The sequence below is a fragment of the Hydrogenophaga sp. OTU3427 genome (genome assembly GCF_038440225.1).
Taxonomy (GTDB): Bacteria; Pseudomonadota; Gammaproteobacteria; order Burkholderiales; family Burkholderiaceae_C; genus Hydrogenophaga.
This window is the reverse complement of record NZ_JASATI010000002.1, coordinates 149,037-160,744: the sequence shown is the minus strand read 5'-3', so window position 1 is coordinate 160,744 and position 11,708 is coordinate 149,037. Positions and strand designations below refer to the sequence as shown.

The following is an 11,708-nucleotide window of genomic DNA, read 5'->3' as shown; positions in this document are numbered from 1 at the left end:
AAGCTGCCCTCACCGCCTTCCCCGACGGTGCCTGGACGTCACGGTGGCGCGCCGCACAAGCGCGCCACCACCTCATTGGCCGGTATCCGGGCTGGCGGATCGACTCCCATCGCCTTCCCAGATGCGGCTCGCGCAGCCAGTGGCCTCGATGAAAGCGGAGCCCCATGTCAGGGGCCCGTCCGCTTACCGTTGCGGGGGCAGCGCTGGTTAGATGGCGGCCTCGAGCGGCGCCGTCCCCCAGCTTCCCGTTGAACTGCGGCGTGTGAACCACACCGCGAGCACCAACGCTGGGCATTGTAGCCACCGGCGGCGGACGCGCCGCCTACAATGGACGGCCATGGCTGCCAACCACCCCATCGATCAGATCGCCGAGCGAGTCGAGCGGCTGCTGCTGCGCCACGAGGAACAGCGCCGCACCAACGCGCTGCTGGCCGAGCAGGTGCGCACGCTCACGCAAGAACGCGACGCCCTCAAGGGCCGCCTGAACGCGGCGCGCCAGCGCATCGACGCGCTGATCCAGCGCTTGCCCCACCCATCGGTGAAGGACGAGGCATGAACAAGCCCGGCATGAAACAGATGGAAGTGCTCATCATGGGACACAGCTACCTGCTGGCCTGCCCCGATGGCGGCGAGTCCACGCTGCTTGACGCGGTGGAGAAAGTCGATTCGGCCATGTGCCGCATCCGTGACGCCGGCAAGGTCAAGGCACGTGATCGGATCGCGGTGCTGGCCTCGCTGAACATCGCCTTCGAGCTGTCGCAAAAGGAAGCCCTGGCCTTCAACGCCTCCTCCTTCGGCCAGACCGAGGACCCGTCGCACGCCGAGGCGAACGCGCCCGCCGTGGACCCGCAGACCGAGGCGCGGCTGACCGAACTCGTGCGCCGTCTGGACCAGGCGCTGGAAGACGACGGCCAGTTGCTCTGAGCCTCAGGCGCCCGATGTCGGCAATTCGTCGGCCCGGTCGGCTGGCCGCCCGGGTCTGCCCTACAATCGGCTTGTCTGCGGTGCGCGCCGGGCTTTATATTTCCTTGAACCAATGCTCTATGAGCCCGGGCTTGGTACATTGCGTGATGGGTGTGAGCGTCTCGCGTCAGATGAACCCGAAGTCCCGCTGCCCTTGCCCACCTGAACCCCGGTTCAGGATGCCGGTCCGGTGGCACTCGCAGACACCCCCTCTTCCCGGTTGAGCGTTTGGCGTCGCTTGTTGAGCGTGTTCACGCTCGACGATCAACGCCTGAACGCTCATGCTGCTCGATCCCCTTCTTGTTGTCGAACTCGCCGTGCTGGGCCTGTGCACTGGTTTCCTGGCCGGGCTGCTGGGCATAGGCGGCGGCATGCTCATGGTGCCCTTCATCACCATCATCATGTCGGGCCGCGGCGTCGCGCCGGAGTTGGCGGTCAAGATGGCCATCGCCACCTCCATGGCCACCATCATGTTCACCTCCATCTCAAGCGTGCGCGCGCACCACAAGCGCGGCGCCGTGCGTTGGGACATCGTCAAGCGCCTCGCGCCCGGCATTGTGCTGGGCTCGCTGGTGGCCAGTGCCGGCGTGTTCGCGGTGCTCAAGGGCTCGTGGCTGGCGCTGTTTTTTGCCGCCTTCGTCGGCTTCTCGGCGACGCAGATGTTTCTCGACAAGAAACCCGCGCCGACACGCACCCTGCCCGGCACCGGTGGCCTGCTGGGCGCCGGTGGCGTGATCGGTTTCCTGTCGGGCCTGGTGGGTGCCGGTGGCGGCTTTGTCAGCGTGCCCTTCATGACCTGGTGCAACGTCGCCATCCACAACGCCGTGGCCACCAGCGCCGCGCTGGGCTTCCCGATCGCGGTGGCCAACGTGGCCGGTTATGTGCTGGCGGGCACCCAGCTGCAAGGCCTGCCCAGCGGCTCGCTGGGCTACATCTTCCTGCCGGCCCTGGCGGTGATCGCCAGCGCCAGCGTGCTGACCGCGCCCCTGGGCGCCAAGGCCGCCCATGCGCTGCCGGTCAAACAGCTCAAACGCGCCTTTGCCTGCGTGTTGTACCTGCTGGCCGGCTACATGTTCTACAAAGGCTGGAGCATGTGAGTCTGTCTCCCCCCGCGCCGCCTTCGGCGTCACCCCCCAGGGGGCGATGCCAGCCGACTGGCGGAGCCAGATCGGCGGCATCCCCGGCGGCTGGGTCACCGCTGGAGTTGCACCTTGGCATCTGGCTCAGGCCAGGGGTGTGCTGCTGACGACGATGCCGTCGGCGTCGGCGCAGAGCCAGTCGCCGGGACGCACCCACACGCCCTGGATCAGCACCGCGACGTCGCGCTGGCCTTCGCCGCGCCGCTCGGTCGGCAAGGGCATGGGCGCCAGGGCGCGTATGCCCACCTGGCATTGGGCCAGTTCGGCCACATCGCGCACGCAGCCATCGATCACCACGCCGGCCCAGCCGTTGCGTGCGGCCGCCGCCCCCAGGTTGCCGCCCAGCAGTGCGCGACGCAGCGACGCGCCGCCGTCGACCACCAGCACGCGGCCCTCGCCGGGGCCTTCCACCGCCGCCTTGACCAGGCTGTTGTCCTCGAAACACTTGACGGTGGTGACCGGTCCGCTGAACTGGGTGATGGCGCCGAAGTCGCGGTAGAGCGGCGGCAGGACGCGGAAGCTGCCGCTGCTGTCGCCCTTGTGGGCGTCGCACAGGTCACAGGTCGCTATCGATGCTTGGGTCATGGGGAATACCGACGTGGGTGAAAAAAGATCAGTGGCCGTGGCGCATGCCGCAGAACTTGCCCAGCGCCAGGCCCTTGCAGGCGTTCTGCAGCGCCTTGGCGCAGTCGTCGGGCTTGGTGCCGGCTTTCAGGCACTGGGCGGCGGCGGTGTGGGCGGCGGCCATCTGCTGATGGCGTTCGATGTCCTCCTGCACTTCCTGGGGCTTGTGTTGTGCCCAGGCGGGCAGGCCCAGCGACAGGACGGCGGCAAAAACGAAAGCGCGTGAAATCATGGGTCAGTCGGCGCGCACCAGGCGCGCAAAAGTGCGTTGGAACTTGTCCACCTTGGGTGCCACGACGAATGCGCAGTAGCCCTGGTTGGGGTGGTTGAGGAAATAATCCTGGTGGTAGGCCTCGGCCGCGCTGTAGTCGGCCACCGGCAGCACCTCGGTGACGATGGGCGCGCGATGGTGCGCGCCCAGTTCGGCGATCAGCTCGCGCGCCACGCGCTCCTGCGCCGCGTCGTGCCAGTAGATGCCACTGCGGTACTGGGTGCCGGTGTCGTTGCCCTGGCGGTTCAGGGTCGTCGGGTCGTGCACCACGAAGAAGACCTCCAGCAGCTCGCGCAGGCTGACCTGGGCCGGGTCGAAGACCAGCTTCACCACCTCCGCATAGCCGGTCTGGCCGGTGCAGATCTGTTCGTAGCTGGGTTGGCGGATGGCGGGGTTGCCGTTGCAGTAGCCCGACTCCACGTCGAGCACGCCGGCCACGCGGACAAACACCGCCTCGGTGCACCAGAAGCAGCCGCCGCCCAGGGTGATGGTTTCGGTAGGAGTGGTCATGGGTGTGTGCTCGAGGACGCCAGGGCCCACATGGTAGCCGCGCCGCCGCCGGCCCGCCGGTTCACGGGGTTTTGGATGGCGCCGCCACGCGCGCCAGTTGCAGGAAGGCCTGCAAGGCCGGGCTGTTGTTGCCACTTTTCCAGATCAGGTAGGACTGCGACAGCACGTCCACCCCCGCCAGCGGCACGAAGACCGCGCCGCCCAGCTGGCTGCTGCGCAGCGCGGCCGGCACCAGGGCCACGCCCAGGCCCTGCGCCACCAGCGACACCACGCTGAGCCAGTGGCGCACCTCGTGCCGCACGTCGGGCTGGAATTCGGCATCGGCGCAGATGTTCAGGATGCGCTCGTGGTAGTCGGGCGAGGCGGCGCGCGCGAACAGCACGAAGGCCTCGTCGCGCAGGGCCGCCACCTCGATGCGGCGCCGCCGTGCCAGCGGGTGCCCGGCCGGGAGGCAGCAGACAAAGGCTTCGCTGGCGAACAGCAGGTGCTCGGTGCCGGTCGGGCGGCGGGCGGTGTGCACGAATCCCAGGTCCAGCTGGTCGTGGCTCAGGCCCAGCAGCTGGTCTTCGGAATTGAGTTCGCGCAGCACCACCCGCAGCAGCGGATGGGCCTGCTGAAAGTCGCGCAACATGGGTGGCAGACCGCGGTACAGCATGGCGCCGACAAAACCCACGTGCAGCCGCCCTTCCAGCCCCTGCCCCACCGCGCGGGCGTGGCGCGCCGCTTCGGTGGCCTGCTCCACCAGCGCGCGCGCGCGAGGCACGAAAGCCTTGCCCGCGGCGGTGAGCTGCACGCCCCGGCTGTTGCGGGTGAACAGCAGCGCCCCCACCGAGGCCTCCAGCTGCTGGATGTTGAGGCTCAGCGGCGGCTGCGAAATGGACAGCCGGTGTGCCGCCCGGCCGAAATGCAGTTCTTCGGCCAGGGCCAGGAAATAGCGCAGGTGTCGGAATTCCATGAATACAAACTTTAAATCATTCAAGCGTTATTTGATATTGGACAGATATCAATGGCTTGCGAACAATGCGCCGCAGGAGACCCCAACCATGACATCCAGCACCCCATCCGACACCACGGCGCACCCCGTGCCCGATCAGCACGGCGTCAACCTCTACACCACCGACACGCAGTTCCAGGCCTTGCTCGACGTCTATCTCGAACCCGCCCTGCGCCAGCACCTGGAGCCGCGCCTGGCGCAGCTGGGTGCGCTGGCCGGTGGCCTGCTGGACGACCTGGCCGGCACCGCCGACCGCCATCCACCCGAGCTGCAGCACCGCTCGCGCGCCGGCATCGACGAGCAGAAGGTGATCAAGCACCCGGCCTACGTGGCGATGGAAAAGCTGGCCTTCGGCGAGTTCGCGCTGGCCGCCATCTCGCACCGCCAGGACGTGCTGGGCTGGCCCGGCCAGCTGCCGGCCCTGACCAAGTACGCCTTGACCTACCTGTTCGTGCAAGCCGAGTTCGGCCTGTGCTGCCCGGTCTCCATGACCGACTCGCTGACCCGCACGCTGAAGAAGTTCGGTGATCCGGCGCTGGTGCGGCGCTACCTGCCGGCGCTGACCAGCCTGGACCTGGACACGCTGGCGCAAGGTGCGATGTTCATGACCGAACAGGGCGCGGGTTCCGACATCGCCACCACCGCCACCACCGCCCGGCCCGACCCGGACCAGCCCGGCGCGTGGCTGCTGAGCGGTGACAAATGGTTCTGCTCCAACCCCGACGCGGCGCTGGCCATGGTGTTGGCGCGGGTCGAAGGCGACGGCCCGGGCATGAAGGGGGTCTCGCTGTTCCTGCTACCGCGCGACCTGGACGACGGCCGCCACAACGCCTACCGCATCATCCGCCTGAAGGACAAGCTCGGCACGCGCTCCATGGCCAGTGGGGAGATCCGGCTGGAGGGCGCGCGCGCGTGGCTGGTGGGTGAACGCGGGCGCGGCTTCGTGCAGATGGCCGACATGGTCAACAACTCGCGGCTGTCCAACGGCGTGCGCGCCGCCGGCCTGATGCGCCGCGCCGTCAGCGAAGCCCTGCACATCGCCCGCCACCGCCAGGCCTTCGGCCGCCGGCTGATCGAACTGCCCCTGATGCGCCGCCAGCTCATGAAACTGGTCCTGCCCACCGAGCAGGCGCGCAGCATGGTGTTCCAGACTGCCGAGGCGCTGCGCCGCGCCGACGCCGGTGACGCGCAGGCCTACCGCCTGGCCCGCATCCTCACCCCGTTGATCAAGTTCCGCGCCTGCCGCGACGCGCGCAAGGTCACCGGAGACGCCATGGAGGTGCGTGGCGGCTGCGGCTACATCGAGGAATGGAGCGACCCGCGCCTGGTGCGCGATGCCCACCTGGGCTCGATCTGGGAAGGCACCAGCAACATCGTGGCGCTGGACGTGGTCCGTGCGATCCGCCGCGAGCAGTCGCTGGAGGCCCTGCTGGAACACCTGCGGCAGTTGCTGGGCGAGAGCCGCCTGGACGGTGGCCAGCTCGCCGCTTTCCAGGACGCGCTGCAACGCGGCGAGGCGCTGGCCCGCCGCGCCGCCCAGCCCGACGGCGATGCGCTGGCGCGGCGCGCGGCCTCGGCCCTCTACCACCTGGGCTCGGCCGTGGCCATGGCCTGGGAAGCGGCGCGTTTGCCCGACGGCAGCCTCGCGGCCCGCCAACGCCTGGCGCTGGCCCAGGCGGTCCTGGCCCAGCGCGTGGCGCCACAGGACCCGCTGGCGGCCCCACTCCCGGCCGATGCCGCGAGCGCCGACGACGAACTCTGCGCGCTCTGGCTGGACCACTGAACCAGACACACGCACCCATACACCCCGAGGAGACACCATGAAAAACACCCGACGCCACACCCTGACCCTGCTGGCCTGCCTGGCCACGGCCGCCCTGCCCGCCACGACACTGGCGCAGGCCAGCTTCCCGTCCAAAACCCTGAGCCTGGTCGTGCCCTACGCGCCCGGCGGCCCCACCGATGCCATGGCCCGCACCTTGGCCAGCGCCATCAAGCCGCTGCTGGGGCAGACCATGATCGTCGAGAACAAGGCCGGAGCAGGGGCCAACATCGGGGCCGAACAGGTGGCGCGCGCCGAGGCCGACGGCCACACCCTGCTGTTCGGCACCTCGGCGCCGCTGGCCATCAACCAGCACCTCTACGCCAGGATCAACTACGACCCGATCAAGAGCTACGCGCCGGTGATCCAGATCGGCCACCTGCCCAATGTGCTGGTGGTCCACCCCGGCGTGCCGGCCAAGACCATGAAGGAGCTGATCGCCCTGGCCAAGGCCCAGCCCGGCAAGCTGAGCTTCGCTTCGTCGGGCAGCGGCGCGTCCTCGCACCTCGCGGGCGTGCTGTTCAACATGCGCGCCGGCACCGAGATCACCCACATCCCCTACAAGGGCACCGGCCCGGCGCTCAACGACCTGCTGGGCGGCCAGGTGCAGATGGCCTTCACCGACGTGCTGACCGCCCTGCCCCACATCCAGGCCGGCAAGCTGCGCGTGCTGGGGGTCACCTCGGCGCAGCGCTCGCGCGCGCTGCCCGACGTGCCCACCCTGGTCGAGCAGGGCCTGAAGGACTTCGATGCCAGCGTGTTCTTCGGCATCGTGGTGCCGGCGGGCACGCCCCAGGCGGTGGTGAGCCAGCTCAACGCGGCGTTTGCCCAGGTGATCCAGCAGCCCGAGGTGCGCGACCGCCTGGCCAAGCAAGGCCTGGAGCCGCCGCCGCAGTACACGCCGGCGCAACTGGCCGTGACCATGCGCCAGGAGGGCAACAAGTGGCGCGATGTGATCAAGGCCTCGGGCGCCACCGCCGACTGACCGAAAGCCCACCATGAGCAAAACCTCCTTCCCCCGCTTTCCCGCCGGCCAGGGCAGCCTGCAAGGCCTGCGCGTGATCGACTTGTCGCGCATCCTAGGCGGCCCCTACTGCGGCCAGATCCTCGGCGACCACGGGGCCGACGTGCTGAAGATCGAACCGCCCCAAGGCGACGACACCCGCACGTGGGGGCCGCCGTTCCGGCACGGTGTGGCGTCCTACTACATGGGGCTGAACCGCAACAAGCTGGGCATGCAGCTGGACCTGGCCAGCGACGTCGGGCGCCTGGCCTTGATGGGCCTGCTGGAAGATGCGGACGTGCTGATCGAGAACTTCAAGACCGGCACGATGGAGAAGTGGGGCCTGGGCTTCGACGTGTTGCACGCGCGTTTCCCGCGCCTGGTGCACTGCCGCGTCAGCGGCTTCGGTGCCGATGGTCCGCTGGGCGGCCTGGCGGGCTACGACGCCGCGGTGCAGGCCATGGCCGGCATCATGAGCGTCAATGGCGAAGTCGATGGCGAGCCGCTGCGCGTGGGCCTGCCGGTGGTCGACCTGGTCACCGGCCTGAACGCCGCGCTGGGCGTGATGCTGGCCCTGCAGGAACGCGCGCGCAGCGGCCTGGGTCAGTTCGTTGAAGCCAGCCTCTACGACTGCGGCCTGTCGCTGCTGCACCCACACGCGTCCAACTGGTTCATGGACGGGCGCGAGCCGCGCCTGACCGGCAACGCCCACCCCAACATCTATCCCTACGACGCCTTTGCGACCCGCAGCGGCGCCCTCTTCCTGGCCGTGGGCAACGACCGCCAGTTCGCGTGGCTGTGCGATGAGCTGGGCTCGCCCGAGGTGGCGCGTGACCCGCGCTACGCCAGCGCCGGCGCGCGATCGGTGAACCGCGCCGAGCTGCGCGCCTGGCTGCTGGAACAGCTGGCCACCTGTGACGGGCAAGCCCTGGCCGACGCCCTGATGCTGCGCGGCGTGCCCTGTGCCCCGGTGCTCAAGGTCAGCGAAGCGCTGCAGCACCCCCACACCCGGCACCGCGAGATGGTGGTCTCCATCGGCGACGGCTACACCGGCGTGGCCTCGCCCATCAAGCTCAGCCGCTCGCCGGCCAGTTACCGCCTGGCCCCACCTTTGTAGAAAAAGGGCCGCCGTGATTTGACCATTCTTGCGTTTTGACCCGTGAACGTGCTTGTAGAGTTCGCGGCGTCAATTCACCAACAGGGAGTGTTCACATGGCTTTTCATCGCTATTGCGCCGAGTTCATCGGCACCTTCTGGCTCGTACTGGGCGGCTGCGGCAGTGCGGTGCTGGCCGCTGCCTTTCCCGAAGTGGGCATCGGCCTGCACGGGGTCTCGCTGGCCTTCGGCCTCACGGTGCTCACCATGGCCTACGCCATCGGCCACGTCTCGGGCTGCCACCTCAACCCGGCGGTGTCGGTTGGCCTGTGGGCCGGCGGGCGTTTTGAAGGCAGCCAACTGCTGCCTTACATCGTGTCGCAGGTGCTGGGCGCCCTGGCCGCCGGCGGCGTGCTCTACCTGATCGCCAGCGGCAAGTCGGGCTTCGCCATCGACCCCGGCGCGGCCGGCGCGTTCGCCAGCAACGGCTTCGGCGCACAGTCGCCCGGGGGGTATTCGATGCAGGCCGCCCTGATCACCGAAGTGGTGATGACGGCCCTCTTCCTGTTCGTGATCATGGGCGCGACCGACACGCGTGCGCCCGACGGTTTTGCGCCCATCGCCATCGGCCTGTGCCTCACCCTCATCCACCTGATCAGCATCCCGGTCACCAACACCTCGGTGAACCCGGCGCGCAGCACCGGCGTGGCGCTGTACGTGGGCGGTACCGCCGTGCAGCAGCTGTGGCTGTTCTGGGTCGCGCCCGTCGTCGGCGCCGTGTTGGGCGCGCTGGCCTACCGCGTGGTGGGCGACCGCTGATGGGCCCAAAGGCCGCACAAATCGGGGCCAAGCCCGGCGGCAGACGTGGGGGGTGTTGTTTTCTGCGAAAAAACACCCCCTTTCAGAGGGAAAAATTGCATCAAATGGGGTGTGACCAGCTTCAAAACGCGGGGCTTCTCCATTAGCATGCATCGACCACGCAGAAAGCGCGTTTTCCGCTGGTCTTGGAACCACTTCTAGAAGGACATTCAACCATGGCAACTGCAAAGAAAGCGCCCGCCACCAAGGCGGCTCCGGCGAAGAAGGCGGCTGCGGCCCCAGCCAAGAAGGCTGCCGCTCCGGCGAAAAAAGCGGCCGCTCCGGCCAAGAAGGCCGCTGCTCCAGCGAAAAATGCGGCTGCGCCTGCCAAGAAGGCTGCCGCTCCCGCCAAGAAGCGCACCCCCAACGCCGCCTTCATGAAGGCCATGACGCCCAGCGCTTCGCTGGCCGCCATCGTCGGCGCATCGCCGCTGCCCCGCACCGAAGTGACCAAAAAGGTCTGGGAATACATCAAGAAAAACAAGCTGCAGGACGCAGTGAACAAGCGCATGATCAACGCCGACGCCAAGCTGAAGGAAATCTTCAAGAAGGCCCAGGCGTCGATGTTCGAGATGACCAAGATGATCAACGAACACCTGAAGTGATCGTGGCATGCCTTCCCTGTTCAAGGGTTGGCACCAAACAAAAGGCCGGCATTGCCGGCCTTTTGTTTGGTGGCTGCAAGGCCCGGCCAATCAGCCCGCCTGGCGCTGCGCGGCCTGGGTGATGGCGCTCAGGGTGCCCCGCGTGGTGATGACCTCGGGGTCGAGCGGGATCTCGATCAACGTGCCGCGTTCGCTGGCCAGCGCGCGCAGCAGCGCGGCTTCGAAGTCCGCCGTCTGGGTCACACGTTCGGCCGCGTAGCCGTAGGCCTGGGCCAGGGCGCAGAAGTCGGGGTTGACCAGATCGGAGCCGCGCACCCGCGCCGGGTAGTGTTTCTCCTGGTGCATGCGGATGGTGCCGTACATGCCGTTGTTGAGCAGCAGCACGATGGTCTTGGCACCATGCTGCACCGCCGTGGCCAGCTCCTGCCCGTTCATCAGGAAGTCGCCGTCGCCCGCGATGGTGAACACCGTGCGACCGGGCTGGACGATGGCCGCGCCCACGCCGGCCGGCACGCCATAGCCCATGGCGCCCACGGTGGGCGCGAGCTGGGTCTTGTGCCCACGCGCCAAGCCGCTGTAGCGGTAGAAGCGGTGCAGCCAGCTGGCGAAGTTGCCGGCGCCGTTGGTCAGCACCGCATCGGCGGGCAGGTGCTGCTGCAGCGTGGCCATGATGGCCGGCATGTCGATGTCGCCCGGAAAACGCACGCCGCCATTGGCCGGGTCGATGTTCTCGCGGTAGTCGCGCTGGCAGGCCTGCGTCCAGGCTTCCCAGGCGACCTGGGGCGGCGCATCGAGCACCTCCAGGCTGCGGGCGGCGGCGTTCATGGTGGCGCAGATGGCCAGGTCGGCCTGGTAGACGCGGTTGAGCTCTTCGGCGCTGGCGTGCACGTGCACCAGCTTCTGCACCGGCCGCGGCGCCTCGATCAGGGTGTAGCCGCCGGTGGTGGCCTCGCCCAGGCGGGCGCCCAGCACCAGCAGCAGGTCGCTGGTGCGCACGCGCGCGGCCAGCGCCGGGTTGATGCCCAGGCCGATGTCGCCCGCGTACAGCGGGTGGTCGTTGTCGAAGGTGTCCTGGAAACGGAAGGCATTGGCCACCGGCAGCCGCCAGGCCTCGGCGAAGCGCTGCAGCGCCTGCGCGGCTTGCGGCGTCCAGCCGCCGCCGCCGGCGATCACCAGCGGGCGCTGCGCCTTGAGCAGCAGCTCGCGCAGGGTGCGCAGCGCGCCCGGGTCGCTCCAGCTCTGCACCGGCTCCACGCGCGCCAGCGGCTGGGCCTGCACCGGCTGGGTCAGCATGTCCTCGGGCAGCACCAGCACCACCGGGCCGGGGCGGCCGTTCATGGCGGTGGCAAAGGCCCGGGCGATGTATTCGGGAATGCGGCGGGCGTCGTCGATGCGCTCGACCCGCTTGGCCATGGGACCGAAGAAGCTGGAGAAGTCCATCTCCTGGAAGGCCTCGCGGTCGCGGCAGTCGCTGGCCACGTCACCCACCAGCAACACCATGGGCGTGGAGTCCTGGAAGGCGGTGTGCACGCCGATGGACGCGTTGGTGGCCCCCGGGCCGCGGGTGACAAAACAGACACCGGGGCGGCCGGTGAGCTTGCCGTGGGCCTCAGCCATGAAGGCGGCGCCGCCCTCCTGGCGGTTGATCACGAAACGGATCTTGTCGGCGTGGGCATGGAAGCCGTCGAGCACGGCCAGGAAGCTTTCGCCGGGCACGCCGAACGCATGGGTGACGCCTTGGGCCAGAAGGCATTCGACAAGCAGGTGGCCCGCAAGAGTGGTGGTCATGCCCCCATTGTGCCCCGGCCGATCACACCCCTTGAG

13 protein-coding genes, 1 other RNA gene and 1 riboswitch are annotated in these 11,708 nt (G+C 68.7%); of the genes, 9 read left to right on the top strand and 5 right to left on the bottom strand.

The window, feature by feature from the left end; translation table 11 throughout:
- Positions 1 to 60: 60 nt before the first annotated feature.
- Positions 61 to 301: riboswitch (cobalamin riboswitch) on the bottom strand.
- 36 nt (positions 302 to 337) lie between these two features.
- The 4 genes from AAHB17_RS01905 to AAHB17_RS01890 all read left to right on the top strand — a co-directional run bounded on the left by AAHB17_RS01905 (position 338) and on the right by AAHB17_RS01890 (position 2,060).
- A complete protein-coding gene (locus AAHB17_RS01905; protein ID WP_342128731.1) occupies positions 338 to 556 on the top strand; it encodes a DUF904 domain-containing protein in 219 nt (72 codons plus the stop codon).
- A gap of 11 nt (positions 557 to 567) precedes the next feature.
- Complete coding sequence (locus tag AAHB17_RS01900) at positions 568 to 924, top strand: cell division protein ZapA (protein ID WP_342128817.1); 357 nt, start codon at positions 568 to 570, stop codon at positions 922 to 924.
- Positions 925 to 993: 69 nt separating this feature from the next.
- A non-coding RNA gene (gene ssrS / locus AAHB17_RS01895) (6S RNA) lies at positions 994 to 1,173 on the top strand.
- A 71-nt stretch (positions 1,174 to 1,244) separates the two neighbouring features.
- A complete protein-coding gene (locus tag AAHB17_RS01890) occupies positions 1,245 to 2,060 on the top strand; it encodes a sulfite exporter TauE/SafE family protein (RefSeq protein ID WP_342128730.1) in 816 nt (271 codons plus the stop codon).
- Between the two features lie 126 nt (positions 2,061 to 2,186).
- Here the strand turns inward: AAHB17_RS01890 and rraA are convergent, their stop codons facing one another.
- From rraA to AAHB17_RS01870, 4 genes are all read right to left on the bottom strand, one after another.
- Positions 2,187 to 2,687 carry a ribonuclease E activity regulator RraA gene (gene rraA / locus AAHB17_RS01885; protein ID WP_342128729.1) on the bottom strand — a complete coding sequence of 167 codons (501 nt, stop codon included), beginning with the start codon at positions 2,685 to 2,687 and terminating at the stop codon, positions 2,187 to 2,189.
- Positions 2,688 to 2,715: 28 nt separating this feature from the next.
- The gene (locus AAHB17_RS01880; RefSeq protein WP_342128728.1) at positions 2,716 to 2,958 is read right to left on the bottom strand and encodes a hypothetical protein; all 243 of its coding nucleotides are present in this window, start codon (positions 2,956 to 2,958) and stop codon (positions 2,716 to 2,718) included.
- A gap of 3 nt (positions 2,959 to 2,961) precedes the next feature.
- Positions 2,962 to 3,507, bottom strand: coding sequence for a peptide-methionine (S)-S-oxide reductase MsrA (gene msrA, locus AAHB17_RS01875; RefSeq protein ID WP_342128727.1), 546 nt, complete (start codon positions 3,505 to 3,507; stop codon positions 2,962 to 2,964).
- A gap of 61 nt (positions 3,508 to 3,568) precedes the next feature.
- Positions 3,569 to 4,462 (bottom strand): LysR family transcriptional regulator, encoded by an 894-nt coding sequence (locus tag AAHB17_RS01870; RefSeq protein ID WP_342128726.1) that lies wholly within the window; start codon positions 4,460 to 4,462, stop codon positions 3,569 to 3,571.
- Positions 4,463 to 4,550: 88 nt separating this feature from the next.
- Between AAHB17_RS01870 and AAHB17_RS01865 the strand changes: the two genes are divergently transcribed.
- The 5 genes from AAHB17_RS01865 (at position 4,551) to AAHB17_RS01845 (ending at position 9,884) form a co-directional block, all read left to right on the top strand.
- Complete coding sequence (locus AAHB17_RS01865) at positions 4,551 to 6,284, top strand: acyl-CoA dehydrogenase family protein (RefSeq protein ID WP_342128725.1); 1,734 nt, start codon at positions 4,551 to 4,553, stop codon at positions 6,282 to 6,284.
- 37 nt (positions 6,285 to 6,321) lie between these two features.
- The gene (locus AAHB17_RS01860; RefSeq protein WP_342128724.1) at positions 6,322 to 7,308 is read left to right on the top strand and encodes a Bug family tripartite tricarboxylate transporter substrate binding protein; all 987 of its coding nucleotides are present in this window, start codon (positions 6,322 to 6,324) and stop codon (positions 7,306 to 7,308) included.
- Positions 7,309 to 7,321: 13 nt separating this feature from the next.
- A complete protein-coding gene (locus AAHB17_RS01855) occupies positions 7,322 to 8,443 on the top strand; it encodes a CaiB/BaiF CoA transferase family protein (RefSeq protein WP_342128723.1) in 1,122 nt (373 codons plus the stop codon).
- A gap of 95 nt (positions 8,444 to 8,538) precedes the next feature.
- Positions 8,539 to 9,240 carry an aquaporin Z gene (gene aqpZ, locus AAHB17_RS01850; protein ID WP_342128722.1) on the top strand — a complete coding sequence of 234 codons (702 nt, stop codon included), beginning with the start codon at positions 8,539 to 8,541 and terminating at the stop codon, positions 9,238 to 9,240.
- Between the two features lie 215 nt (positions 9,241 to 9,455).
- Positions 9,456 to 9,884, top strand: a complete 429-nt coding sequence (locus AAHB17_RS01845) for an SWIB/MDM2 domain-containing protein (RefSeq protein WP_342128721.1) — start codon at positions 9,456 to 9,458, stop codon at positions 9,882 to 9,884.
- Between the two features lie 90 nt (positions 9,885 to 9,974).
- Here AAHB17_RS01845 and AAHB17_RS01840 read toward each other — a convergent pair whose 3' ends face one another.
- Positions 9,975 to 11,672, bottom strand: coding sequence for a thiamine pyrophosphate-binding protein (locus tag AAHB17_RS01840; protein WP_342128720.1), 1,698 nt, complete (start codon positions 11,670 to 11,672; stop codon positions 9,975 to 9,977).
- Between the last annotated feature and the right edge of the window lie 36 nt (positions 11,673 to 11,708).

Coding starts and splice junctions, on each gene's coding strand:
- AAHB17_RS01905 (WP_342128731.1), top strand. CDS start 338: ATGGCTGCCAACCACCCCATCGATCAGATCGCCGAGCGAGTCGAGCGG.
- AAHB17_RS01900 (WP_342128817.1), top strand. CDS start 568: ATGAAACAGATGGAAGTGCTCATCATGGGACACAGCTACCTGCTGGCC.
- AAHB17_RS01890 (WP_342128730.1), top strand. CDS start 1,245: ATGCTGCTCGATCCCCTTCTTGTTGTCGAACTCGCCGTGCTGGGCCTG.
- rraA (WP_342128729.1), bottom strand. CDS start 2,687: ATGACCCAAGCATCGATAGCGACCTGTGACCTGTGCGACGCCCACAAG.
- AAHB17_RS01880 (WP_342128728.1), bottom strand. CDS start 2,958: ATGATTTCACGCGCTTTCGTTTTTGCCGCCGTCCTGTCGCTGGGCCTG.
- msrA (WP_342128727.1), bottom strand. CDS start 3,507: ATGACCACTCCTACCGAAACCATCACCCTGGGCGGCGGCTGCTTCTGG.
- AAHB17_RS01870 (WP_342128726.1), bottom strand. CDS start 4,462: ATGGAATTCCGACACCTGCGCTATTTCCTGGCCCTGGCCGAAGAACTG.
- AAHB17_RS01865 (WP_342128725.1), top strand. CDS start 4,551: ATGACATCCAGCACCCCATCCGACACCACGGCGCACCCCGTGCCCGAT.
- AAHB17_RS01860 (WP_342128724.1), top strand. CDS start 6,322: ATGAAAAACACCCGACGCCACACCCTGACCCTGCTGGCCTGCCTGGCC.
- AAHB17_RS01855 (WP_342128723.1), top strand. CDS start 7,322: ATGAGCAAAACCTCCTTCCCCCGCTTTCCCGCCGGCCAGGGCAGCCTG.
- aqpZ (WP_342128722.1), top strand. CDS start 8,539: ATGGCTTTTCATCGCTATTGCGCCGAGTTCATCGGCACCTTCTGGCTC.
- AAHB17_RS01845 (WP_342128721.1), top strand. CDS start 9,456: ATGGCAACTGCAAAGAAAGCGCCCGCCACCAAGGCGGCTCCGGCGAAG.
- AAHB17_RS01840 (WP_342128720.1), bottom strand. CDS start 11,672: ATGACCACCACTCTTGCGGGCCACCTGCTTGTCGAATGCCTTCTGGCC.